This window comes from Aeromonas sp. TS_SC_11 (genome assembly GCF_057318915.1).
This window is the reverse complement of record NZ_CM170470.1, coordinates 2,325,562-2,350,205: the sequence shown is the minus strand read 5'-3', so window position 1 is coordinate 2,350,205 and position 24,644 is coordinate 2,325,562. Positions and strand designations below refer to the sequence as shown.

The 24,644-nt window shown below is 60.5% G+C and carries 17 protein-coding genes; 9 read left to right on the top strand and 8 right to left on the bottom strand.

What is annotated here, in order from left to right; genetic code table 11:
- Positions 1–57: 57 nt before the first annotated feature.
- Positions 58–927 (top strand): alpha/beta hydrolase, encoded by an 870-nt coding sequence (locus AC1P02_RS11110; protein WP_198315329.1) that lies wholly within the window; start codon positions 58–60, stop codon positions 925–927.
- A gap of 123 nt (positions 928–1,050) precedes the next feature.
- Positions 1,051–2,196: a patatin-like phospholipase family protein gene (locus AC1P02_RS11105; protein ID WP_005312124.1), complete on the top strand. Its 1,146-nt coding sequence runs from the start codon at positions 1,051–1,053 to the stop codon at positions 2,194–2,196.
- A gap of 31 nt (positions 2,197–2,227) precedes the next feature.
- Here AC1P02_RS11105 and AC1P02_RS11100 read toward each other — a convergent pair whose 3' ends face one another.
- Positions 2,228–4,180 carry a monovalent cation:proton antiporter family protein gene (locus AC1P02_RS11100; RefSeq protein WP_198315330.1) on the bottom strand — a complete coding sequence of 651 codons (1,953 nt, stop codon included), beginning with the start codon at positions 4,178–4,180 and terminating at the stop codon, positions 2,228–2,230.
- A 101-nt stretch (positions 4,181–4,281) separates the two neighbouring features.
- Here AC1P02_RS11100 and AC1P02_RS11095 point away from each other — a divergent pair, with 101 nt between their 5' ends.
- The gene (locus AC1P02_RS11095) at positions 4,282–5,202 is read left to right on the top strand and encodes a GGDEF domain-containing protein (protein ID WP_058393467.1); all 921 of its coding nucleotides are present in this window, start codon (positions 4,282–4,284) and stop codon (positions 5,200–5,202) included.
- A gap of 60 nt (positions 5,203–5,262) precedes the next feature.
- Here AC1P02_RS11095 and tilS read toward each other — a convergent pair whose 3' ends face one another.
- On the bottom strand, positions 5,263–6,633 hold the full coding sequence (gene tilS, locus AC1P02_RS11090; RefSeq protein WP_485185395.1) for a tRNA lysidine(34) synthetase TilS: 1,371 nt from the start codon (positions 6,631–6,633) through the stop codon (positions 5,263–5,265).
- Between the two features lie 128 nt (positions 6,634–6,761).
- Here tilS and AC1P02_RS11085 point away from each other — a divergent pair, with 128 nt between their 5' ends.
- The 4 genes from AC1P02_RS11085 to AC1P02_RS11070 all read left to right on the top strand — a co-directional run bounded on the left by AC1P02_RS11085 (position 6,762) and on the right by AC1P02_RS11070 (position 12,093).
- On the top strand, positions 6,762–8,792 hold the full coding sequence (locus AC1P02_RS11085; protein WP_485185394.1) for a M13 family metallopeptidase: 2,031 nt from the start codon (positions 6,762–6,764) through the stop codon (positions 8,790–8,792).
- Positions 8,793–8,906: 114 nt separating this feature from the next.
- Entirely contained in the window at positions 8,907–9,344 is a 438-nt protein-coding gene (locus AC1P02_RS11080; RefSeq protein WP_005312116.1) for a PliI family lysozyme inhibitor of I-type lysozyme, read from the top strand.
- 398 nt (positions 9,345–9,742) lie between these two features.
- Positions 9,743–11,476, top strand: a complete 1,734-nt coding sequence (locus AC1P02_RS11075) for an ABC-F family ATP-binding cassette domain-containing protein (protein ID WP_485185393.1) — start codon at positions 9,743–9,745, stop codon at positions 11,474–11,476.
- A 77-nt stretch (positions 11,477–11,553) separates the two neighbouring features.
- On the top strand, positions 11,554–12,093 hold the full coding sequence (locus AC1P02_RS11070; protein WP_113720542.1) for a GNAT family N-acetyltransferase: 540 nt from the start codon (positions 11,554–11,556) through the stop codon (positions 12,091–12,093).
- A gap of 55 nt (positions 12,094–12,148) precedes the next feature.
- Here AC1P02_RS11070 and yjeH read toward each other — a convergent pair whose 3' ends face one another.
- Both yjeH and AC1P02_RS11060 read right to left on the bottom strand, forming a co-directional pair.
- Positions 12,149–13,429 carry an L-methionine/branched-chain amino acid transporter gene (gene yjeH, locus AC1P02_RS11065; RefSeq protein ID WP_059167925.1) on the bottom strand — a complete coding sequence of 427 codons (1,281 nt, stop codon included), beginning with the start codon at positions 13,427–13,429 and terminating at the stop codon, positions 12,149–12,151.
- Positions 13,430–13,570: 141 nt separating this feature from the next.
- A complete protein-coding gene (locus AC1P02_RS11060; RefSeq protein ID WP_058393475.1) occupies positions 13,571–14,866 on the bottom strand; it encodes an HAAAP family serine/threonine permease in 1,296 nt (431 codons plus the stop codon).
- Between the two features lie 504 nt (positions 14,867–15,370).
- Here AC1P02_RS11060 and AC1P02_RS11055 point away from each other — a divergent pair.
- Positions 15,371–16,279, top strand: coding sequence for a LysR family transcriptional regulator (locus tag AC1P02_RS11055; RefSeq protein WP_021139723.1), 909 nt, complete (start codon positions 15,371–15,373; stop codon positions 16,277–16,279).
- 106 nt (positions 16,280–16,385) lie between these two features.
- Positions 16,386–17,807 (top strand): MATE family efflux transporter, encoded by a 1,422-nt coding sequence (locus tag AC1P02_RS11050; protein WP_485185392.1) that lies wholly within the window; start codon positions 16,386–16,388, stop codon positions 17,805–17,807.
- Between the two features lie 24 nt (positions 17,808–17,831).
- Here AC1P02_RS11050 and pdxY read toward each other — a convergent pair whose 3' ends face one another.
- The 4 genes from pdxY to cadC form a co-directional block, all read right to left on the bottom strand.
- A complete protein-coding gene (gene pdxY / locus AC1P02_RS11045; protein WP_485185391.1) occupies positions 17,832–18,692 on the bottom strand; it encodes a pyridoxal kinase PdxY in 861 nt (286 codons plus the stop codon).
- A gap of 75 nt (positions 18,693–18,767) precedes the next feature.
- On the bottom strand, positions 18,768–20,900 hold the full coding sequence (locus AC1P02_RS11040) for a lysine decarboxylase CadA (RefSeq protein WP_485185390.1): 2,133 nt from the start codon (positions 20,898–20,900) through the stop codon (positions 18,768–18,770).
- A 76-nt stretch (positions 20,901–20,976) separates the two neighbouring features.
- Positions 20,977–22,311 (bottom strand): cadaverine/lysine antiporter, encoded by a 1,335-nt coding sequence (gene cadB / locus AC1P02_RS11035; RefSeq protein ID WP_042867206.1) that lies wholly within the window; start codon positions 22,309–22,311, stop codon positions 20,977–20,979.
- A 726-nt stretch (positions 22,312–23,037) separates the two neighbouring features.
- Positions 23,038–24,573 carry a lysine decarboxylation/transport transcriptional activator CadC gene (cadC, locus tag AC1P02_RS11030; protein WP_485185389.1) on the bottom strand — a complete coding sequence of 512 codons (1,536 nt, stop codon included), beginning with the start codon at positions 24,571–24,573 and terminating at the stop codon, positions 23,038–23,040.
- Positions 24,574–24,644: the final 71 nt, after the last annotated feature.

Below are 24,644 nucleotides of genomic sequence, written 5' to 3'. Positions count from 1 at the left end.
TTTTTAAAAACCCACAAAAAAGCACGACCGTTCGCACACAAAACAGACAGGACCATCATGAGCAGCAAGATCTACTTCAACACCCGCCGCTTCAGCCCGAGCAAATGGCTGCTGGGGCTTGGCACCCGGTTGCATCACAGACTCGCCCCCGCTCACGCCAGGCGTACCGCCAGCAAGCTGCTGCTCACCCCCCAGCGCAATCAGCGGGATGAGGCGGCGCCTGCGGGCCTGGTGAAGCAAGCCGTGCACACCAGCGAAGGGATATTGATGAGCTATCGGCTCGGCCAGGGGCCGGTCTGGCTGTTGATGCACGGCTGGTCCGGCAGTGCCAGCCAGTTTTATCCGCTGATGAGCCATATCGCCGCCCAGGGCTTCACCGCCATTGCCTATGACCATCCGGCCCATGGCCATAGCGCCGGTCATACCGGTCACCTGCCCCGCTTCGTGCGCGCCTTTGACGAGCTGGTGGCCGAACTGGTCGTCAAATTCGGTCCCCTCAATGGCGTCATCGCCCACAGTATGGGGGGTGCCGTCACCCTCTCCAGTCGCCAACAAGCCCTCGACCAGTTGCCGCTGCTGCTTGTTTCGCCCGTGCTCGACTATGTGCCCCAGCTCTACGGCATGGTGGCCCGCTCCGGCTATTCCATCCGCCTGTTCGATGCGGTAGTGAAAGAGATTGAGCAGGAGTACCAGCATCCCCTCAGCACGGTCGACCCGCTGGGGCGTCTCGCCAGCCGCAGCGGCGCCGCCATCATAGTGCACGACGAGGAAGACAGGTTTGCCCCCTACGGCGACTCCCAACGAGCAACCCTGGATGGCCGAACCCGACTGATCAGCACCCGTGGGTTGGGTCACGGCCGAATCCTTGCCAGTACCCCCCTCTTTGCCGCTTTCGATAACCTGGCAGGCTCCCATTCACCGGCATAACCACCGTTGAAACCAGCCTGCTGAAAAAATGGTGCGCAGACCTATTTTTATATTCGATACAGCGCCTTATAGTTAAATTGCTCGGTGGCAACACCTTCAGTGGCAACCATAAGGCGCAGTATCATGGCCAGACCCAACACAGCTCTTCTCTTGACCGGTGGCGGTGCTCGCGCGGCCTATCAGGTCGGTGCCCTCAAGGCCATCGCCGAGTTTTATCCCCGCAATCTCGGCATTCCGTTTCCCATACTGTGCGGCACCTCGGCCGGTGCCATCAATGTCACGGCGCTGGCCTGCTATGCCTCCTGTTTCCACCTGGGGGTACGCAAGCTGGAGTGGGTCTGGCGCCGCTTCGAAACCCACCATATTTTCGACTTTCACCCCGGCAGATTGCTGTGGCGGCTGTTGTATGAAGGCTCGGCCGGGCTTATCAATCCTCACACCAATCACGCCTTTCACCTGTTTGACAACGCCCCCCTGCGCCGTCTGCTGGATCAGCTCATCGACTATCACCGCATCGACGACAACATCCTCTATGGCAGCCTGGAGGCACTGGCCATCACAGCGTCGGACTATGATGACGGCCTCTCCACCACCTTTTTTCAGGGACGGGCCGACCATCTGCCGTGGGAGCGAGCCAGACGGCGTGGGGTGCGCACTCTGCTCACCTCGGATCACCTGCTGGCCTCCTCGGCGTTGCCGTTTGTCTTTCCGGCGACCCATATTGGCGACAAGTTTTACGGCGATGGTTCCATTCACCAGTTGAGCCCATTAAGCCCCGCCATCCATCTGGGGGCGGAGCGGATCCTGCTGATTGCGCTGGATCCACCTGCCCACTCGGCCCCCACCTTTCGCCATGGCCACCTGACCAGCTCCAACATCGCGAGCCACCTGCTCGATACCGTCTTTACCGATACCCTGAATTCGGATCTGGAGCGGCTATGGCGTATCAATCAGACCCTGGATCTCATACCCGAGCGGGAGCGCAGACGCCTGAAACTCAAACGGGTGGAGACCTGCGTGCTGAAACCGAGCCAGGATCTCGACACCATAGCGCTGGCCTATCTGCGCAAACTGCCTGTACACCTGCGCCGCCTCTTGCGGGTGCTGGGAGTGTCGGGGGACGAGACCAGCAGCTTGGCCAGCTTTCTGATGTTCTATCCCGGCTACTGCCAGCAACTGATCAAGCTGGGTTACAGGGACACCCTCAACGAGCGGGCGCGGGTCGAACAGTTTCTGGGGATTGAAGAAGTGATGCGGGAAGAGGCGTAAATCAGCTGGTCGGCCTTGCGCAGCGCAAGGCCTAACGCCCCTCCAGCAACTTTTGTTCTGCCTGCTCCATCGCTACCGCATTGCCAAACAGCACCAGCCTGTCCCCTGCCGCCAGCCGCAATTCGGGCCTGGGCTCCAGGCTCTGTTCACCGCGTTGCACCTCTTTTATTCGCACAGCGTCAAGCGCCAGCGCCTGGACAGTCTGCCCCACGGCCCAGGCCTGATCGTGCAGCAGCACGGGATGCAGACGTTCGAGCAACTGATCCGTCTCCAGATTGCTGGCACTCTGGTCCCCCCAGTAGAAGCCGTGCAAAAAGCGATACTGGCTGCTGCGTTCCAGCTCCATGCGCCGGATCACCCGGCCGATGGGGATGTCGCAGTTGAGCAATAGATGAGAAACCAGCATCAGGGCCCCTTCCTGGGATTCCGGGATCACCTCATGCGCCCCTGCCTGCTTGAAGGCCTCCAGAAAGCTGTCGTCCCGGGTCCGTACCAGTACCCTGACCTGCCCCGCCAGCTCCTTTATCAGCGCCAGCATGGCCTCGACCCGCTTGCGATCGTCGAAGGTGATGATCACCAGGCGAGCCCGCAGCAGACCGGCGGCCAGCAGGATATCGCGCCGGCTGGCATCGCCAAATGCCACCTGCTCCCCCGCCGTCTTGGCTTCGCCCACCCGCTCGGGATCGAGATCCAGCGCGAGGAAGGGAATGTCTTCCAGCTTGAGAAAACGGGCGCATGTCTGCCCGGCACGGCCAAAACCGGCGATGATGACGTGTTGATGTTTGCTCAGCCCCGACTGCGCCACCTCGGAACGGGTAAGCAGGGCCGAGTCGGTGAGCGAGCGCGCCAGACTGTGCGCCTTTTGCACCAGCCAGGGGGTCATGGCGATGGAGATCACCCCTATGCCGATGAGCAGGGAGACGAGCTGATGCTCGAGCAGCGCGTGGTGGTTGGCCAGCGCCAGCAACACGAAGCCAAATTCACCGACCTGGCTCAGCATGATCCCCGCCGCCATGGCATCCCGCTTGCGCTCCCCCATCAAGCTCCCCGCCAGCAGTACCAGCAGGGATTTGATCAAGATGAGGCCAAATACGCAGAGGATCACCTGCCACCAGGCCAGCGCCACCAGTTGCCAATCCATGGTCATGCCGATGGTGATGAAGAAGAGTCCCATCAACACATCCCGAAACGGCCTTATGTCCACCTCCAGCTGATGGCGATAGTGGGACTCGCCCAGCATCATGCCCGCCAGGAAAGCCCCAAGCGCCATCGACAACCCCAGCGAATGGGTCATGAAAGCCGCCAGCAAGGCCACCAGCAGGGCACTGAGCACGAAAAGTTCATCGGAGCGGGCCCGCGCCACTTCGTGAAACAGCAGGGGCAGCAGCCACTTGCCGACGGCAAGCAGACTGAACAGGGCAAACAGGCCTTTGAGAGTGGCCCAGGCGATCTCCGCCAGCAGGGCACTGCCCTGGATCTCGGGTCTGGCCAGTATGGGGATCATCACCAGCAGCGGCACCACCGCCAGATCCTGAAACAGGAGCACGCTGACCCCGAGTTGAGCGCGGCGGGTATGCAGCTGTTTCTGCTCTCCCAACTGCTTGATCACCACGGCGGTGGAAGAGAGCGCCAGGGTGCCCGACACCACCAGCGCCTGGGGCAGGCTCAGCCCCCACCACCAGCCAAGCCAGAAGAACAGCAGGGAGGTGAACAGCACTTGCAGACCACCGACCCCCACGACCAGCATCCGCATGGCGATCAGACGCGGCAAGGAGAACTCCAGCCCCAGTGAGAACATCAGAAAGACGATGCCAAGCTCGGCGATGGTCTGCATGTTCGCCTGCTCGGAGAGAACGGCGGCACCATGGGGACCCAGCAATACACCGGCGACCAGGTAAGCGAGGATCACCGGCTGGCCGAGGCGCCGGAAAATCGCCACCAGCAAGACGGCGGCAAACAGCAGGATCAACACATCTGCGTACAAATTTTTCCTCCCTTTTTATCCACTTAAGCCTAGCCAGCCGCCCTTGCTCACATTGAACATATTTTAGGCACAGGGATTGCAGGGAAGTGGCAGGTAGTAGGATGTATGAGGGCTGTACCGTGGAAAACACATCGTCATTGAATGGTTTGGGGCATGGCATCGAGTTGTGGGTTCGGCAGATGGAGCGGCTCACGCCGCTGGCAAGTCAGGATCGCAACCAGTTGCTCGAGCTGTTGCTGGCACAGTCGGATCTCGACAGCCTGCTGGCAACCTTTGCCGATCGTGCGGCAAGAGTTGTCCGTATACATAGCCTCTATTTTGACAACCCCCAGCCACAGAGGTTGATCCAGCAGCCGCCCCAGGCCAGCCTGACGCTCCACAGCTACCCGTTTGAACTGCGCGGCCAGCATGGTCAGCTGTTCGGCCAGTTGCACTACACCCTGGAACACATACTGAGCGGCAGCCAGCAGCGGATCCTGCAGCAATACCATCAGCTGCTCTGCCAGCCGCTGCCCCTCTATATGAGGCTGGCGCAGCTGGAGCAGCAAGTACGACTCGATCACCTGACTGGGCTCGGCAACCGCTCCTATTTCGACGAGGCCATAGGTCGCGCCGTGGAGCAGCACAGCCGGGAATCCCACGGCCTGGTGCTGGTGCTGCTGGATCTCGATCACTTCAAGCAGATCAACGACACCTGGGGTCACCCGGTCGGCGATCTGGTGTTGAGCCGCTTTGCCCATCTGCTCCAGAGCTGTATCCGCAGCACGGATCAGGCCTTTCGCCTCGGTGGCGACGAGTTTGCCCTCTTGCTGCAACCCGCCGAGCCCGAGGCCTGGCGCCCGGTCTGGCTGCGGCTGCAACACATGCTGCTGACCCACAAGGAACTCAGCACCTTCTCGGTCGGTTGCAGTCTGGGGGCGGCCAGCTGGCAATCAGGGGTCGCAGTCCAGAGCCTGTATGAGGCGGCCGATGCTCACCTCTATGCCCGCAAGAAAGCCGGTAAAGCGGGTCTGCTGGACTGAGTACCACAGCGCCAGGATCGTAAAAAGGCCCGCCAGGCTAGCTGCATGGCGGGCCTGAGCTCACTGCGGGATGCCGCTGTCGGCCGCTGGCAGCCACTGCCATCCCATCCCCGTTTCTTGCGTCATAAATCCGTCACAGATAAAGAGTCCGGCCACTGCCGCCACCTGCTCGCCATAGTAGAGGATGGGAATACGGCCCCGCAGCCAGGAAGGTACCCCATACTCTTGCAGCAGCTTCTTGAAACGGCGGCTGCCGCTGCGCCCCACAGGTTTGAGCATGACACCGGGCGTCACCTGAAAACGCACCGACAAAGGCTCCCCTATCCCTGGCAACCTCAGCCCCTCCCCGTCCGGCCTGGCCGACACGTGCACCCGCCCCAGCCCATCGGGCAGGATCATGGACTCGCCGATAGTGACAGCCAGTTGTTCGTGACGGGGCGTCAACCCGGGCCGAACCAGATGCAGCCGCCCCTGAAAACGGCGGCAATCGAGGTTTTTCAGGCTGAACTGAGGGTTGGCATCCTCCCGCGCCAGCGCCACCTCCTGCCACAGCAGAGCAAGCTGATCCCGGGAGGGCATCTCGCCCCCCAGGCGGCGGATCCAGTAACGCAGCAAGTTGTTGCGCCGGGTGGGCGACAGGGTGAGCAGGGGCACAATCTGCAGCGATGAAGCCGGTAACGATGAAACGTGCAGCGCCTCCCCTCCACAGGCCAGCTGCCAGTCTTCTTCGGCCAGCTCCTCCAATAACGCCTCCTGCTCGGCGCACAGCGCCATGCTGCGGGCGGCGGTACGAGCCATGGCCGGCCAGCGCGCCTTGAGCTGGGGGATCAACTGCTGACGCAGAAAATTGCGGTCATAGCTCACGTCCTGATTGCTCTCATCCTCCACCCAGCCGAAGGGGAGGGTCGCCGCCGCCTCGGCCAATTCGGCGCGACTGAACTCAAGCAGGGGGCGCAACAAGAGGCCACCAGCAAAGGGCTGGCTCGGCAAGATCCCCGCCAGACCGCGCAGACCGGCACCTCGCTTGAGGGCCAGCAGCAAGGTCTCCAGCTGATCGTCCTGATGATGAGCGGTGAGCAGCCACTCCCCTTTTTCCTGTCTGGCGGCCAGCCGCTGATAACGGGCATCCCGCGCCTGTGCCTCCAGACTCTCGCCATTGCCACGCACCAGCTGCACCCGCTCCACCATGAGCGGCACCGCCAGTTGCTGACACACGGCTTCGCAGTGCGCGACCCACTCATCGGCGTGGGGGCTGAGGCCGTGGTGGACGTGCAGGGCGCGCAGCGCAAGCCCATGCTCGCGGGCAAACTGCTCCGCCAACGCCAGCAACACTGTGGAATCGAGCCCGCCACTGAAGGCTACCAACAAGCCCCGGGAACCTTCCGGCTCTGGCAGGGTCTGACAAAAACGAGAATAAATACGAGAAATCATAGGCTTCCCCAAAACGACCTGGCCGATCTTAGCAGAGTCGGGCTTATCAAGCTGTAACCCGACTGCTAGAGTGATGTGCGCCCTGCGTGGGCAAGGAAGCTGAATAACCCGAATTGGAATCCAACAGAATGAACAACAAGAAAAGCATACTGGCCGGCCTCATTGGGTTGGCCCTGTTAGCCGGTTGCAGTCAGGCGCCGGACACGGCAGACAAGCACTCGGGCCTGGCACTGGCCAACATGGATACCCGGGTCAAACCCGGTGATGATTTCTTCCGCTACGTGAACGGTCACTGGCTGGCCACCGCCAAGATCCCGGATGACAGGCCCGCCGATGGTGCCTTCTATATGCTCAGGGACAAATCCCTGGCGGATGTACGAGTGCTGGTGGAAGGGCTTGATGCCAAGGCCCCCGCCGATACCCAGGCCCGGCAGATCCGCGATCTCTACACCAGCTATCTGGATCAGGCTGGTCGGGATGCCAAGGGCACCACACCGCTGCTGCCCCTGCTCGGCGAAATCGATCAGATCCGCGATCAGAACGGACTGGCTCGCGCCTTCGCCCGCTCGGGCCAGCTGGGGGGCGGCGCCCCGTTCGGCTTCTGGATCGGTGCCGATGCCAAGGCTCCGGACAGCAATGCCGTCTATCTCTATCAGTCCGGGCTCAGCCTGCCAGACAGGGATTACTACCTCAAAACCGACGCCAACAGCCAGGCCCTGCGCCAGAAATACGAGCAGCACATCGCCGGTATGCTGACACGCTTTGGCGAAGTGGATGCGAGCGCAAAGGCCAAGCGTATCCTGGCCCTTGAGACCCAACTCGCCCAGATCCAGTGGGACAACGTGACCCTGCGGGATAGGGAGAAGAACTACAACAAGGGCTCCCTCGGCGAGCTCAAGCGTCTCGCCCCCCATATCGACTGGAACGGCTACCTTGGCCAGGCCGGTCTCGCCGGCCAGCAGAGCCTGATCATCGGCCAACCCAGCTATCTCGCTGCCCTCGACGGCCTGATGCAGCAGACTCCCATCGGTGATTGGCAGGCTTACCTCAAGTGGCAGCTCATCACGGATTATGCCCCCTATCTCGACAGCCAGACCGACGCCCAGAATTTCGCCTTCTTCGGCACCACCTTGAGCGGCACCCCCAAGCAACGCGCCCCCTGGGAACGCGCCCTCGGCATACTGGACGATCACCTTGGGGAAGCAGTGGGCAAACTCTATGTGGAGCGCTACTTCCCGCCCCAGGCCAAGGCCCGCATGGAGCAGTTGGTGGAAAACCTGCGCACCGCTTACGGCCAGAGCATTCAGGAGCTGGACTGGATGTCACCGGCCACCAAGACCCAGGCACTGGAAAAGCTTGCCAAGTTCAGGCCCAAAATAGGCTATCCGGACAAATGGAAGGATTACAGCGCCATCGAGATCCGCGCCGATGATCTGGTAGGCAACCTGCAACGGGCTCGCGCCTTTGAATATGCCGACAGCCTGGCACGCCTGGGCAAGCCGGTGGACAGGGACGAGTGGCACATGTCGCCGCAGACGGTGAATGCCTACTACAACCCGAGCAACAACGAGATCGTCTTCCCGGCCGCCATATTGCAGCCCCCCTTCTTCGACATGCAGGCCGATGATGCCGTCAACTACGGTGCCATCGGCGGCGTCATTGGCCATGAAATGGGTCACGGTTTCGATGATCAGGGGGCCAAATCCGACGGTGATGGCGTGATGCGCGACTGGTGGACGCCGGCCGACCTCAAGGAGTTTCGCTTTCGTACCAGCCGACTGGTTGCCCAATACAACCGCTTCGAGCCCATCAATGGCCAGTTCGTCAACGGCCAGTTCACTCTGGGGGAGAACATTGGCGATCTGGGCGGTCTCACCATAGCCCACAAGGCCTATCTGCTGTCACTCAAGGGCGAGGAAGCCCCCGTGCTGGACGGCTTCACTGGCGAACAGCGCTTCTTCCTCGGCTGGGCCCAAGTGTGGAAAGGCATGTACCGCCCCGAGCTGATGCAGATGCTGCTCTCCTCGGATCCGCACTCCCCGCCGGAGTACAGGGTCAACGGCGTGGTGCCGAACATCCCCGCCTTCTACGAGGCATTCAACATCAAGCCGGGGGACAAGCTCTATCTGGACCCCGCCAAACGGGTCAAGATCTGGTAACGGACGCCCTGTGCGAAGAGCCGGGACAGGCATCACCTGAACTCGGCTCACATATCAACATCCGTGACGGGCAGGAGATACCCGCCCGTCACCACAGTCACAAGGATCACATCCATGAAAGCCTTGCTCATGACACTCGGTCTGCTCACCCTGCCACTGACTGGTCAGGCGGCAGAAGGGTTCTTCAAACAGCTGACGCTGCCCACCGGTCAGGTGCTTGCCATCAGCGAGGGGCGCGGTGAGCCCGCCTCCATCGGCAGCTACGACGTGCGTCTCTATTCCGGTGCCAACCCCCAGTTTCCCCTCGATCAGTTCATCGATGGCAAGGTACTGGCCCGAGATGGCAGCATCAAGGAGCTGAAGTTGCAGGATCTCAATGGCGACAAGCAGCCCGAGCTCATCGTCATCATCGAAAGCGCCGGCAGCGGCAGCTATCGCAGTGCCGATGCCTTTACCATCAATGCGCAGGAGGGGCTGGAGATCTTCAACCACGTAGAAGGGCTGGCCCCCGACGAGGATGTGATCCAGGCGCTCAAGACCCCCCGCGATTGACCCACCACTCTCATACAGCCAAGGCCCCGCAATGCGGGGCTTTGACTTTGCTGGCGCAGCCGATAAGGCCACTGCCTCCTTGTACCCGGACCCGCCTCACCACGGGGGCAAGAGACAGAGGCCCCCGATGGACGGCTATTTTTTCTGTGCTTATAATCGGCGCACCTTGTCATCACAAAAAATAAGGAGGTAAAAAATGGTTATCCAAGCGTGTCCGATGTTCTCGGCTCGCCTGTTCGGCACATTCCAGTGCTCTTGCCTGCATACCATCGCGCTGCGATAGCGGGTTCGAGCAAAGCCGACTCCCTTCCAAACCGAGACCTTTCTCGACTCTGCCGTTGTCGCCAGCGCTCCTGATGACAGGGATTTTCGATCCCGTGATTTTAGAGAGCAAGAGCATGACAACCCTGATGAGTACCCATTCCCTGCACATGACAGCAGGACACCTTCCCCTGTTTGACAGCGTCGACCTCAGCATCCGCAGCGGTGATCGCATCGGCCTTATCGGTGCCAATGGCAGCGGCAAGAGCACACTCCTCGCCCTGCTGGCCGGTCAGCTCGATCCCCATGACGGACGCGTGCATCACGCAGCGGCTTGCCGCTGTGAATTCGTGGCGCAACATCTGCCCGCACGCCTGCAGGCGCTCACCGCCCGCGCCGTACTGCTCGATGCAGTGGACGGGGATCCCGCGCTCGACTGGCAGGTGGACAAGATGCTGACCGAGCTGCAGCTTGAAGTACAGGGCGCGTTACCGGTCAGCGCCCTGAGCGGCGGCCAGCACACCAGATTGCAGATAGGCCGCGCCCTGCTGCGCCAGCCCAATCTGTTGCTGCTCGATGAGCCCAGCAACCACCTGGACTTGCCCGCTCTGCTCTGGCTGGAGCGCTTCCTGCTGGGCTGGCGCGGCGCTTTCGTACTGGTGTCCCACGATGGCCGCCTGCTCGACCGGGTCACCCGCGAGACCCTGATCCTGCGGGATCGATGCCTCTATCGCTTCGCCCTGCCTTGCAGCCAGGCCAGAGCGGCCCAGGCGGAAGAGGACGAGCAAGCCCGTTTGCGCCGGGCCGACGAGCAGAAGGAGATCGACCGCCTGAGCGCCAGCAGCAAACGCCTCGCCATCTGGGGGCGGGAGCATGACAACGAGAAGCTGGTGCGTCAGGCCAAATCCATGGAGAAACGGATTGCCAAGATGCAGGAGGAGCAGAGCGTTGTCGGTACGGGCGCACCCTGGCGCCTCGAACTGCACGGGCAGGCACTGCCCGCCGATGCCCTGCTGCGGCTGGACGCCCTCGACGTGCGCCCCGCTCCCGGCTTGCCTCCCCTGCTGCGGGCCGAGGATCTCGGGCTGCGAGCCGGAGACAGGGTTGCCCTGCTCGGTGCCAATGGCACCGGCAAGTCCTCCCTGCTGCGTCAGTGCTGGCACGATCTGCACGCTCAACTACCAGGTGAAGGCTGGCACCACCACCCCGGCGCCAGCATCGCCTACTACGATCAGTCCCTGCAGCAGCTCGATGACGCTGCAACGCTGACCGATGCCCTCTATTGTCTGGCCCCCCTGTCCGAGGTGACGCTGCGCCAGGCCTTGATCCGTGCAGGTTTCCCCTACTCCCGTCACGGGCAACGCGTGCATAGCCTGAGCGGTGGTGAGCGGGCCAGGCTGCTGTTTCTCGCCCTGTCGCTGGCGAGCCACCATCTGCTCTGGCTGGATGAACCCACCAACCATCTGGATCTGGAAGGAAAAGAAGATCTGGCCGAGGCGCTGTCGCGTTTTGCCGGTGGCGTGCTGCTGATCTCCCACGACCGGGATCTGATCGAGCGCAGTTGCAACCGGTTCTGGGTGATCAGGGAAGGCCGGATTGTCGAAGCCCACAGTGCCGAGCGGGCCTATGCCGAGCTGCTCTGTGATGAACCCATGGACCTTTCAATCAGCCCCGCCACCACTGGCAGTCCGCAAGAACAAGCCACTGTGGAGGATGACGAAGAGGTGCTGCTGGCACGCTGGTACGAGCTGGATGCCCTGCTCGCCGCCGACCTCGCCCGCAAGCCCAGGCATCAGACACCCCGGCTGCAACAACAGTGGCGCGACGAGTTGCAGCAGCTGGCCGGTTTGCTTGGCCTCGCAGCAAATTGACGCCAACAGTCACACCTTCACACAACTGTCTTTCCCAATCAGGCGGCCTGCCAACACAGGCCGCACAGGAGAAGAGCATGAATTCACGACAAGGGGGCGAACTGCGGCTCGACCCTATCACGACTGCCGATCTGCCCCACATCTATCGCGGCCTGTCGGATCCAGAGGTTATTGCCCACTACGGCATCAGTTACGATAGCCTGACTGCCTGTGAGGTCCAAATGGCGTGGTACGCCGACCTGGTGCGTCAGGGCACTGGCGACTGGTTTCTGATCCGCAGTCAGCACACCGGCCTCCCCATGGGGGCCATCGGCTACAACGATGCCGATCCGCAGCACAGAAAGGCCGAGCTAGGTTATTGGCTCTATCCCGAGTACTGGGGAAAAGGGGTAATGGGCAGGGCCCTGCCCCTTTTTCTGACCCACTTCTATGGCACCACTACGCTGCACCGGCTACAGGCCCTGGTGGAGGAGCCCAATGTCGCCTCCGCCCGCGTCCTGCTCCGCGCCGGATTTCGCTACGAGGGGACGGCGCGGGAGTGCGAATGGAAGGGGGATCAGTTTATCTCCCTGCAACACTACGCTCTGCTGCGCAGCGACCAGCCAAGCGCCCGGTAACCAACACGCCTGATAGACAAAGAACCCCGCACTGCGGGGCTCTTTGTCGGGCTGGTTATTTGATGGCGCAGATATTCTCCGTGGCCCGGGTGCGGCGCAGATAGCGCCGCCACAGGGAGAAGAGACCATAACCTGCACTCAGCAATACGGCATAAAACACCTGGGAGGCGAGCGCCACCAGCACAGCGAGGCAGAGCAAGACGCTCAATCCCGCCAGCCCCTTGCCCATGCCGCCGAGCAGGCGCCAGCCTGCCGCCATGCAGAGCAGGTAGACCAGCACGAAGTTGCCGTTGGCGTAGCGGATAAGCTCATCCAGCGGCAAACGCAGCCAGAGGATCAAGGTGATGGAGACAAGGCAGATGGCGAGCACCCAGCACAGAGCATTGAGCGGCGCCCCCCGGGCCGAGAGACGAGCCAGCGAGGTGGGCAGCTTGCCCTCCCGCGCCATGCTCCAGATAAGGCGCGCAAAACCCTGCAGATAGATGTTGATGCTGGCAAAACAGGAGAGATAACCCAGGATTGCCACCAGCCACTTGGCGGTAGGGCCGAACAGCAGCGAGAGCAGCGCCGGAATGGCGGTGGCGTTTTTTGCCTCGTCACCATAGAGCCCATATTTGAGCACCACCAGCGAGTGGACCCAATAAATGAGCCCCGCCAGCAGCACGCCGCCAAGCAGGGCCAGCGGGTAGTCCCGCTCAGGTCGCTTGAACTCCTCCCCCATGTGGGCGAAGGCTTCCAGCCCCACGAAGCACCAGAACATCACTGCCAGCGCCGTGCCCATGGCGGGCCATTCGCTTGCGGTCGGCAACGGCTGGGCCCCGTCGCGCCAGCTGAGATCCCCCTTGAACCAGATGAGCAGGGTCAGCCCCAAAATGGCCAGGGCGATCAGCAGTTGCAAGTTGCCGGAGGAGCGCGCGCCCCGCAACCCCAGCAGAAACACCCCCAGCAAGGTCAGTAGCTGTATGCCCCACAGGGTCCACTCCTCCATCTCGAACAGGGCATGCCAGAAGCCGGCGGCAATGGTGAGTGCGGCAGGCAATCCCACCGGCAGCACAGCCAGAAACAGGAAGGCGGAGAAGCGCTCGGCGCCGTTGCCAAAGGCAAGCCCGATGAGATGCGGCGCCCCACCTGCGTGAGGATAACGACGGCCAAGCCGGGCGAAGGTGAAGGCGATGGGCAGCACCAGCACAATGAGCAGCACCCAGGCCCAGAGCGAGGCCCCACCGGCCAGCGACGCCGCGGTCGCCGGCACCACGAAGATACCGGTACCCAGCAGTGATGTGGCGAGCAGCCCCATCCCCTGCCAGAGCCCGAGATCCTTTTTCAAAGCAGACATATTCCTTTGTCCCGATTAATAAACACACATCGGGCCATGTTAGGCCGCAACCCCTTGCTTGTTAAGGACTATCCCTTGCTCAAACAAAAAAAGCCGCCTCTTGCGAGGCGGCTTCTTCATTCAACAGTGTAACCGGAATTATCAGGCAATCAGCTTGTAGATGATACCGGACATGGCGATCAGGCCAATCAGGGTCACGAAGCCGTTGCTGATGTTGCCAGCGTATTTGCGCATGGCAGGTACCTTGGTGATGGCGTACATCGGCATCAGGAACAGCAGCATGGCGATGATGGGGCCGCCCAGGTCTTCGATCATGCCGAGGATGCTGGGGTTGACGGTAGCCACAGCCCAGGTGGTCAGGATCATGAAGACGGCAGTCACCTTGTCCAGTTGCTTGATGTCGACCTGCTTGCCTTTCTCGCGCAGCGCCTTGGCCATCAGACCGTTCATGCCCTCTTTGGCACCCAGATAGTGGCCGAGGAAAGACTTGCTGATGGCAACCATGGCGATCAGCGGAGCTGCTGTGGCAATGAAGGCATTATCGAAATGGTTGGCCAGGTAGGACAGAATGGTGATGTTCTGTTCCTTGGCGGCAGCCAGATCAGCCGGGGAGAGGCTCAGTACGCAGCTGAACACGAAGAACATGACGGTCATGACCATCATGACGTGGGCACCCAGCAGTATGTTGCCGCACTTCTTCTCGGCACCGGCGCCGTAACGACCCTTGTTGTCCACCGCGAAGGAGGAGATTATCGGGGAGTGGTTGAAGGAGAACACCATCACCGGAATGGCCAGCCACAGGGTCTTGATGAAGTCGCCGTTGAAGGCATCGGACAGGGCCGGTGCTTCTGTGATGATGGCGCCGTTCCAGTGTGGAACCAGATAGAAAGCCAGGCCCATCAGGGTCAGCACGAACGGGAACACCAGCACGCTCATCGCCTTGACGATGAACTGGCCACCGAGGCGTACCACAGCCATCAGACCCAGGATCAATGCCAGCGACAGGACGGCACGGGGTGGTGCTGTCATACCGAGTTGGTGAACCAGCAGGCTTTCAACCGTGTTGGTGATGGCGACCGAGTACATCAGTACTATGGGATAGATGGCAAAAAAGTAGAGCAGGGTGATGAACTTGCCTGCGGTTTTGCCAAAGTGCTCTTCCACCACTTCGGTGATGTCGCCATCACGGGTGGAGCCGGACAGTACGAAGCGAGTCAGACCACGGTGTGCAAAGAAGGTCAGCGGCAACGCCAGAAGCGCCATGGCCACCAGCGGCCACAAACCACCTACGCCGGCGTTGATCGGCAGGAAGAGTACACCGGCACCGATGGCGGTACCGTACAAACCCAGCATCCAGACCAGATCGGCCTTGGTGTTGCCACGGGAAGACGCATTACTGGCTGCGCTGCCTTCTACTGCAATGTTCATGTCAGACATAGTGGTGTTCCTGTCATCAAGGAAAATAGAAAAAATCTAGTCAACCGGGCGCAATGCCCTGTCCCATTTCCCTGGAACTCCTGCCGTCCATCCCTGTTTTTTCTTCCCCCCAAACCCGGCAAGGTGGTCATTACTCCATGCAATAACCAAATTGCAACAAACAGGTCAGTGGGTCATCAGCCTGGGGCTGTCAGCGCGTCAGCCGTTACAACTCGTTAACGCGCCTTTGTTCTGATGGGCTGACTCTAATTAAATCCCCCTAACGATCACAGTGTTTTTTTGAATTAATCAACCAAAGTTTGATTGGAATCGCCTTTCTGGCGTCATGGATCACGTTATCAGCTCAACCTTGTGAACAATTGTTAACAAATACAGGTAGTTTCACCAGTATCTATATCCTTATAGGTATAACAAATCGCTTACAGTTGGTTATTTATTGACCAGGTTGTACCTCGCCTTGCCCTGACGTACCCTGTTGTTCACCCTTTTTTTCCCTGAGTTGTCATGGTCATCACCCGTACCGATCTCGCCGAACTGGCGGTTTTTGCCGCCGTGGCCCGCCATCAGAGTTTCAGCAAGGCCGCCCTCGAACTCGGCGTCTCGGCCTCCGCCCTGAGCCACAGCCTGAAAGGGCTGGAGACCCGGCTCGGTGTCAGACTGCTCAATCGCAGCACACGCGCCGTGGTGCCGACCGATGCGGGCCAACGTCTGCTCGAGCAGTTGCTGCCGACCCTCAATACCCTGGAAGAGGCCCTCGACGAGCTGGCCCATCACAGCAATGAGCCTGTCGGGCGACTGAAAATAAGCGCACCAAGGGAGGCCATCAACGACTTGCTGGCCCCTGTGCTTATCGATTACATGGTGCGCTACCCGCGCATGCAGGTAGAGGTGGTGGAGCAGGAGCTGATGCCACGGCTTATCGAGGATGGCTATGACGCCGCCATCTTCTACGGCGATCTGCTGCCCAAGGAGATGATCGGTGTGCCACTGGGACCACACCAGCGTTATCTGGTGGTGGGTTCACCGGCCTATCTGAGCAAACACGGCACACCGCAACACCCTCGCGAGCTGTCGCGTCACGCCTGCATAGGTTATCGGTTGACACCCTCCCACCATTATCGCTGGGCGTTTACCGAGGGAAAGGGGAGCATGCTGGAAATCGAGGTGACAGGGCCGCTCACCACCAGCACGCCAGCCCTCTATCTTGGCGCTGCCGAGGCAGGGCTGGGATTGGCTTACTGTCCGGAAGAGGAGGTCAGCAAGCAGCTGGCAGAAGGGAAACTGTTGCGAGTACTGGAGCCCTGGTGCCCAACCTTCGTGGGATTTTCACTCTTCTATCCAAGCCGTCATCAACTGGGTAAAGGTCTGCGCGCCCTGATCGACATGCTCAAGGCACACTACCAAACTCGGTGATTACTGAATTTCACTCATCAATCCATCAATCTTAAGGCGGATTATCAACAAAAGTGTATTAATTTAGACTGTCGGCTCGATAATCGAACTCCCCAAGAGAACAGATATGTCTGCCTACTTCACATTGCGCCAGCGGGCGATGACCCGCCGTTTCTGGGGCTATGCCCTCCCCTCCATCATGGCCATGCTGGTTTCCGGTGCCTACTACCTGGTCGATGGCATCTTCGTCGGTCACTACGTGGGCGCCGCCGGCCTCGCTGGCATCAACCTGGTCTACCCGGTCATCATGGTGCTGATCGGTCTCGCCGCCATGATCAGCATGGGCGCGGCCACCGCCATCTCCTTCCAGCAAGGGGCCAAGAACCTCAAGCTCGCCCGCCAGGCACTGGTCAATGCGCTCTGGCTGCTGGCCTTGCTCGGCACTCTGGCACCCCTGCTGCTGCACCACTGGCACATCGATATCCTGCTGGCATTGGGAATCGAGCAAGGCACAGAGACCTGGAAACAGGCCAGTGACTACCTCTACTGGATTGGTGGCGGTACCCTGCTGCTGGCCAGCAACCTGGCGGTACCCTATCTGCTGCGCAACGACGGCAAGCCCAGGCTGGCCATGATCCTGGTCAGCGGGGGCGCAGTGCTGAACATCATTCTCAACTACATCATGGTCGGCAGGCTGGGGTTGGGACTGATAGGCTCTGCCCAGGCGACACTCATGTCCGAGGGGGTCGTCAGCCTGCTGGGCCTGGGTTACTTCTTTACTTCCCATGCCAAACTGAATTTGTCATGGTGCCATATGGTGCCCAATTTTCCGGCCATGCCCAACCTGCTCTTTACCGGCCTGCCGAGCCTGATCGCCCAGTTCAACCTGGGACTGCTGCTGCTGCTGCACAACAGCCAGCTGATGGCGTATGGCGCCATCAAGGATCTGGCCGGTTACACGGTAGCAGGCTACACGGAGGCAATATTCATCGTCATCCTGCAGGGACTGGCATTTGGCATCCAGCCTCTCGTCAGTCAGGCGGCGGGGGCCAAGCGCTACCGTGACCTGAAATTCCTGATGGAGATGGGGCTCAAGATCACGCTGGTCTATGGCATGGCTGTCTGGTTGCTGATCCAGCTGCTGCCGCGCCAGGTGGCCATGCTCTACACCGGCGGTCAGGATGCCGAACTGCTTGCCGCCGCCGTCAGCAGCCTGACTCTCAACCTCAGCGCCATTCCGCTGGAAGGGATCATCATCTTTGGCATAGTCCTGTTGCAATCCATGGCTCGCACCAAGCAGGCACTGATCATCTCGGCGGCCAAGACACTGCTGCTGCTGCCACTGATCTTCTTGCTGCCGATGCAGTGGGGACGCGAAGGTGTACTGCTCGCCCAGCCCACGACTGTGCTGCTGTTGACCCTGCCGCTGTGCTGGTTGCTGTGGCGAGAGTGGCGTCGCCTCAAGCTGGCGTGCGCTCCTCAGGGTCTGCACCAGGCCACAGGGCTAACCGCTCGTCAGGCTCTGCGACTGGCACGTCGCCCGAGCTAGACACAAGTTGCACGAATAGGTCGGCTAAAGCCGGGTAGCCTGCTCACGCACCTGTGGCAGCACCATCGCCTGCTGGGCTGCCACCAGTTGCAGCTCATAGGCTCCGGCGAGCCAGGTCTGGGCCATTACTGCATCGACGCTGGCATTGGTGCGCTCGAACGCCGCCACAGGCGTGAAACCTGCCAGCAGATTGGCCAGCATAGTGGCGCTCAGCAGATCACCGACTCCGATGGGATCGCGAGCAAAGGGATAGAGGGGGCGTGAGATATGAAACGCCCCCTCTTCGCATACCAGCAGCATTTCGAACCTGTCCATGGCAAACCCCGCCTTCCCGAGATACTTGACCATCACCAGCTTGACCCCCTGATCCCGCAGTTGCTGGCATGCTGCCAGTGCCTGGGGCATATTGCGGATCTCCCGCTCGGTCAGCTGTTCCAGCTCCAGCAGATTGGGGGCCAGCATATCGGCGCAGGCCAGCGCCCGGTTTTTGAGAAAGTCGGCGACACCGGGTGCGACTATGCACCCCTTGTCGGGGTGACCCATGACGGGATCACAGAAATAGAGGGCGTTCGGATTGAGCGCCTTGAGTCTGGCCACCGCCGCCAGTATCTCTTCCCCCTGCTCGGCCGAGCCGAGGTAACCGCTTAGCAGCGCATCGCACTGCCCCAGCACGCCTATGTCGGCCAGACCGGTTATCAGCTGGCGGATATGGCCATCCGGCATCACCATCCCCTGCCAACCTTCGCTGTACTGGGTGTGGTTGGAGAACTGCACAGTGTTGACGGGCCACACCTCCATGCCCATGCGGCGCATGGGAAACACGGCGGCACCGTTGCCGGCGCAGCCGAACACCACGTGGGATTGAATGGAGAGAATTCGCTTCATGATGGCGACTCACGCAAAAATGGATAAAAAACACAGGGAAAAACGGGCCTTGCGGCCCGTTGTTGTCACTCTCGATTAACGCAGCACCTTGACGGTGTAGCTGCCATCGGCCTGACGATAGAGGCCGTGGATGTCGGTCTCGAAGCCAGGGTAGTGGGCACCGATCTCGCACAGCATCTCGAGGAACTCGAGCACCGGCAGAGAATCGCTGGTCACCATCTCGCCCGGCAGCACCAGCGGTACTCCCGGCGGGTACGGCAGTATCATGTTGGCGCTGATGCGGTCAACCATGTCACGCAACGGCACCTCTTCCAGATTGCCCGCCAGCTCCTGCTGCCATGCAGCGTGCGGCGTCATCTTCATCTCCGGCAGCACGTCGAACGCCTTGAACATCAGCTCCGGCAGACGGTATTTGAAGGTCAGATCGTGGATGCTCTGGGCCAGCGCCTGAATGCGCATCCCTTCGTAGAAGCTCGGGTCTTCACGATAGAGGCTCGGCAATATGCTCTTGATGGTCAGATTCAGGTCATAACCACGCTTGAACTCGGTCAGGGCACGCAGCAGCTGCATCGCCTTGGACTGATCGATACCGATGGAGAACAGGAACAGCATGTTGTAAGGGCCGGTCTTCTCCACCACTATGCCGCGCTCGTCGAGGAACTTGGAGACCAGTGAAGCAGGGATACCCTTTTCCAGCAGCTTGCCATCACGACCCATACCCGGGGTCAGCAGGGTGACCTTGATGGGGTCGAGGTACATGTGGTCATCGTCGATGCCGTTGAAACCGTGCCAGTCATCTTTCGGATCCAGCTTCCAGCACTCGACTGTGTCGATGTTGTCCGGCTGCCAGACGTCGAAGAACCAACCTTCGCTCTGATCACGCAGACGCTTGATCTCTTTACGGAAGGAGATGGCGCGATCGATGGAGTCCTTGATCAGGCGCTTGCCGGTGTTGCCCCGCATCATGGCAGCGGAGATCTCGGTGGATGCCACTATGCCGTACTGCGGCGAGGTGGAGGTGTGCATCATGAAGGCTTCGTTGAAAGTCTCTTCCTCCACGTCACCCTTGATGTGGATCATCGAGGCCTGGGAGAAGGCCGCCAGCAGCTTGTGGGTGGACTGGGTTTCGTAGAACACCTTGCCCGGCATGGCTTCGCCACTCATGCCGCACTTGCCTTCGTAGATCGGGCTGAAGTTGGTGTAAGGCACCCAGGCACTGTCGAAGTGGATGTACGGGGTATCCAGACTCTGCTTGATGAAGCCGGTGTTGTAGAGCAGACCATCATAGGTGGAGTTGGTGATCACCGCATAACGGGGAGCCTGGGCACCTGGGGTGGCAGCGACCTTGGCAGCTATGGTCTCGCGGCTGAATTCGCTCTGCGGGATACCACCCAGAATGCCGTAGGCGTTGCGGGTCGGGCGGAAGTAGAGCGGGGTCACGTCACTCATCATCATCAGGTGAGTCAGGGACTTGTGGCAGTTGCGGTCAACCAGCACGGTACTGCCGGCCGGCGCGGAATACATGCCGACGATCTTGTTGGCGGTGGAGGTGCCGTTGGTGACTATGTAGGAGCGATCGGCGTTGAAGGTACGGGCAATATACTCTTCGGCCTCCTTGTGCGGACCCGAGTGATCCAGCAGGGAGCCCAGCTCCGGCATGGAGATGGAGACGTCAGCCTTGAAGGCGTTGGGGCCGTAGAAGTCATAGAAGATGCTGCCGGCCGGGCTCATCTGGAAGGCGGTACCGCCCATGTGACCCGGGGTACAGAAGGTGTACTTGCCCTCTTCCACGTACTTGAACAGCGCCTTGGTGAACGGCGGCAGGATGGCGTCCTGATACTCCTGAGTGGCCTGACCCATCTTGAGGGCGATGTCGTCGGCCATGCCGAGACGGTACTCGAAGAAGTGCACGTTCAGACGCAGGTCGGTCAGGTGAATATCCAGGGTGGACTGGTCGTTGGCGAAGGCGAAGATCGGCAGCTTCTCGTTGCGATCGTGGATCTCCTTGCACAGGCCCAGCGAGTATTTGTCCCAGTCGAAGATGGCGCCGCAGACGCGGGGGTTCTTCTCGATCAGTTTCAGCAGATCGGCCACGTCGACCGGGTATACAACCTGAAAGCCTTTACGCTCGAGGGAGGCTTGCAGCTGGCGAATGGGTTCTTCTTTGAAGAACACGCCCAGGTGGTTGAGGATGGCAATGATGTTCATCGTGATACTCCACACGTAGAGGGGCGCTCTCCATCAGGGATGGTGAGTGAAGAGCGCTCGGAAAAGGAAAACGGAATTAGTGGCTGGCTTGCTCTTTGAGCAAGGCGTCGTGCTGACGCAGACCCTGTTTTTTGGCGTAGAACATCAGGATGATGAGCGACACCACGAAGGTGGCAGTGAGGTTGGAACCCTGGGCGCCCATCAGGGCCACCAGACAGAAGAGGCAGGCAACGCCGGAGAAGATCATGGTGCCTATGCTGCGGGAGGTCATGCCCTCGAAGCGAATGAGGTTAATGCTGGAGTAGAAGTAGGGCAGCATGGTCAGCAGCACCGCATCCGTGGTCAGCACGTTGAAGAGATCTGCAGCGTGAGCGGACTGGGAGGTGAAGGCGGTCAGGCCAATCATCAGGGCAGTCATCTTGAGGGAGCCCAAGATCAGACCCTTCTTGGCGACACCGTTCTTGTCCAGTTCGCCATAGATTTTCGGGAAGTTGCCGTCGTTGGCGGCACGCTTGCCCGCTTCGCCCACCAGCATCATCCAGGAGCCCAGCGAGGTGAAACAGGCCAGCGCAGTGAAGGCAGAGACAAACGGGGCAGACCAGCTACCGAAGATGGCGGAAGAGGCCATGGCAAACGGGGCGCCGGAGGCAGCCACTTCACCGGCCGGGAACATGCCGCTGATCACCTGGGTAGAGAGAATGTAGATAACACCCGCGATACCGGTACCCAGCATGGTGGCGAGAGGTACGGTGCGCTTGGGGTTCTTCACCATGCCGGAGGAGACGGCGGCAGACTCGACACCCACGAAGGACCAGAGGCAGATCAGCACGGCGCTGATGACTGCATGCAGATCGCTGCCGCTGGTGGTGTTCCAGTTCTGGCTGTAAACGCTGGTATCAAAATGCCCCCAACCCATCACGGCAGTACCTACTACCGGCAGCAGGATCAGCACCAGACCCAGGGTACAGAGTCGGCTCACCCAGCTACCGCCAAGCAGGTTGACGAAGGTGAAGATCCAGACGGCAGCGATGGTGGCTGCAGCGGCCGGGATCGGGCTGTTGAGAATGGGGAAGAAAACAGAGAGGTAGGAGACGCCGGTAATGGCGATGGCCAGGTTACCGATCCAGTTGGCGTGGTAGTAGAGCACACCGGTCTGGAAACCGAACACCGGAGAGATCTCGCCAGCATAAGCAATGGGGCCACCCTCTTGCGGGTTCTTGGTCGCAAGGCGGGCGAAGACGAAGGCGAGGCCCATGGCGCCTACCAGACAGATTGCCCAGCTAAAGACAGAGATGGAGCCGATGGTGGCCAGTGCCGAAGGCAGCAGCGCTATGCCGCTCCCCATCATGTTACCGGCCACCACACCTGTACAGGCGATGAGGCCAATCTTCTTGCTCGTATCTAGGGACATAAGATCTCCGGTTCTATAAAAGGTCGGGTCGTCACATACACATTTGGCGGAACGCCCCGCCAACGAATGGGCACAGACTAGGCCTCTCCTCCCCGGAAAACATAAAGACCCGCTAACGGATAAAAACATGAGCCAACTTTTTTCACCGCCTCGTCGATTTTTCTAAAAAGCATTTAAAAACAGTGAATTGAAATCAAGCCACACCGCCATCTTGATAAAACCTTGATATCCGGCCACCCCGCTTTTGCTCCTTGATAACGCCCTTATCTCGCCGTCTTGATATTTTTCCGGGGATAAACCTGGGATAAAGAGGCTCGCATAGCGCCCCCTCCCCTTGCGGCCATCCGAAGGTCCCTCGAACCATCACCCTAAGTGGCCGCTCCCCCCTGTTCGACCCTCCGCTCGTTTCATCACCACCCCGACTCAGAGGCAAACCTCAGCGGCAATACCCGGTTCCCGGCGACCGGCAGGCCATACCCGCACTCACAGTGGGATAGCGGCAGCGAGCAGTGCTCATGACGCAAAGCCGGACAAGCGCAAATGCGGCGAGCCAGTCAAATGCGGGTGACAATGAGCAGCGGGAGATAAATCGGGCTGAGCCAGACTGGCTATTCCCTTGGGCAGACAGACGGATTGACGCAGACAGAAACGACACAGGCCGCCCGAAGGCAGCCTGTGGATGCGGCCGGCAACCGCGCCAACCGAGGGTAAACAAGCGCTTCGGCGCTAGAAGAGCTTCACCTTGCTCTGACCCAGGGCATTGAACAGGGCTGGGGTGAGGGTCTCCATATTGCTGTAGAAACCGAGCTGCTGGCAGAGCAGATAGGTCTGCTCGGTCGCCTCCATCAGGAAGGCCTGACTGTAGGCATCTCCCGCCGCCTCGGGGCGACCGTCCAGCTCTGCCAGCTTGCCCTGCAGTATGTAATAGAGCACCGAGCGGCCACGACTCGCCGCCTGCTCCAGCAGCTGACTCGCCTGCTGCGGCTGGTTGTTGAGGATGGCTTGCAGGGTCAAGGCCTCCCACACCCGAGCGGGCACGACGCCATCGCTTTGCACCACGCTGGCGAGATGAGTACCTATCCCCATCAGATGCTCACTCTCGGACTTGCCCGCCAGGGTTGCCAGCGCTTCTCCCGCCAGATAGCGCTCCGCCAGCAACAACGGCTGATCCGGCTGGACGAAAAGAGAGTTGTCGAGCAGCGCTATGCCACGCTTGAGAGCCACGGGATCCTGGCTGTTGATGTAGTACTGCGCCTCCATCATGGCCATCAGGGAAGTATCATCGGTGGGCCATCCCATGCCGGGCAAGACGTCCGGCTGATCGAGGGCCCGCAGCAGATCCTGACTGCTCGCCTGCAGCACAGCGTGTACCTTGTGACGGCTGAGCTGGTACTGATGGCTGAACAGCACCCGATTGGTATTGATGTTGCGATACTCCAGATCCAGATAGGTGCCCCGCGGCTGACGGGAGACCCGCACGCTCAGCTCCTTGCCGGGCAGGATGCCCCCCATCAGATTGGTGGCGCCGTACTGAACACGCAGCGGGGTAACCGCAGCCACCTCCCCCATCAGGGCACGAGTGATGCCATCGGCCAGACGCACGTTCTCGTTGTTGTCATCCATGCCGGAGTGAAAGCGAAACACCAGCAAATTGGGATCCAGCATGGCGTGAACCTGGGGGCTGGCGTGCTGATAGCTGAGCATGCTGACGATGGCAACCAGGATGACGGCCACGAAGATATCGAAGCTCACCATCTTCCAGCGGCTGCGGGCATCCTTGGCGTGAGTCGAGATGGCGCGGGTCAGGGGCCCGGCGGGAAAAGGGGCGACATTGGGCAGGGCATCGTCATCGTCGGCCGTGGCGGGCGGGCTCAGATCGGAGAGAGTGGTATTGAACGCGGGCGCGGGCTGCTCGTCAGCCATCACTACAGAGAGCACCTGCAGCGGCCGCACCGATGCCACCAGCTTGTAGCCGCGCTTGGGCACGGTAACGATATAGTCGGCCGCATCAAAGCGACCATCTTTGAGGATCTTGCGTAACTCGAAGATGGACTGGGTGACCACCTGATCGGTCACCTCGGCGCCGTCCCACACCTCCTTGATCAGGGCATCGCGGCCAAACACTGTGCCCGTATGGCAGGCCAGAAACCGCAACAGATTGACCAGTCTGGGTTCAAGATAGACCTCGCGGTCGGGGCGACACAGCATGTTGTCGTCAACCCTCAGGGTCCAGTCGTGGATCTCAAAAACCGATTCGCTCATGATTCACTCGCTGCAGATGGAGACAATGCACAATGAGAGTGACGCAAACCTGGACTGACTGAACGGAACAA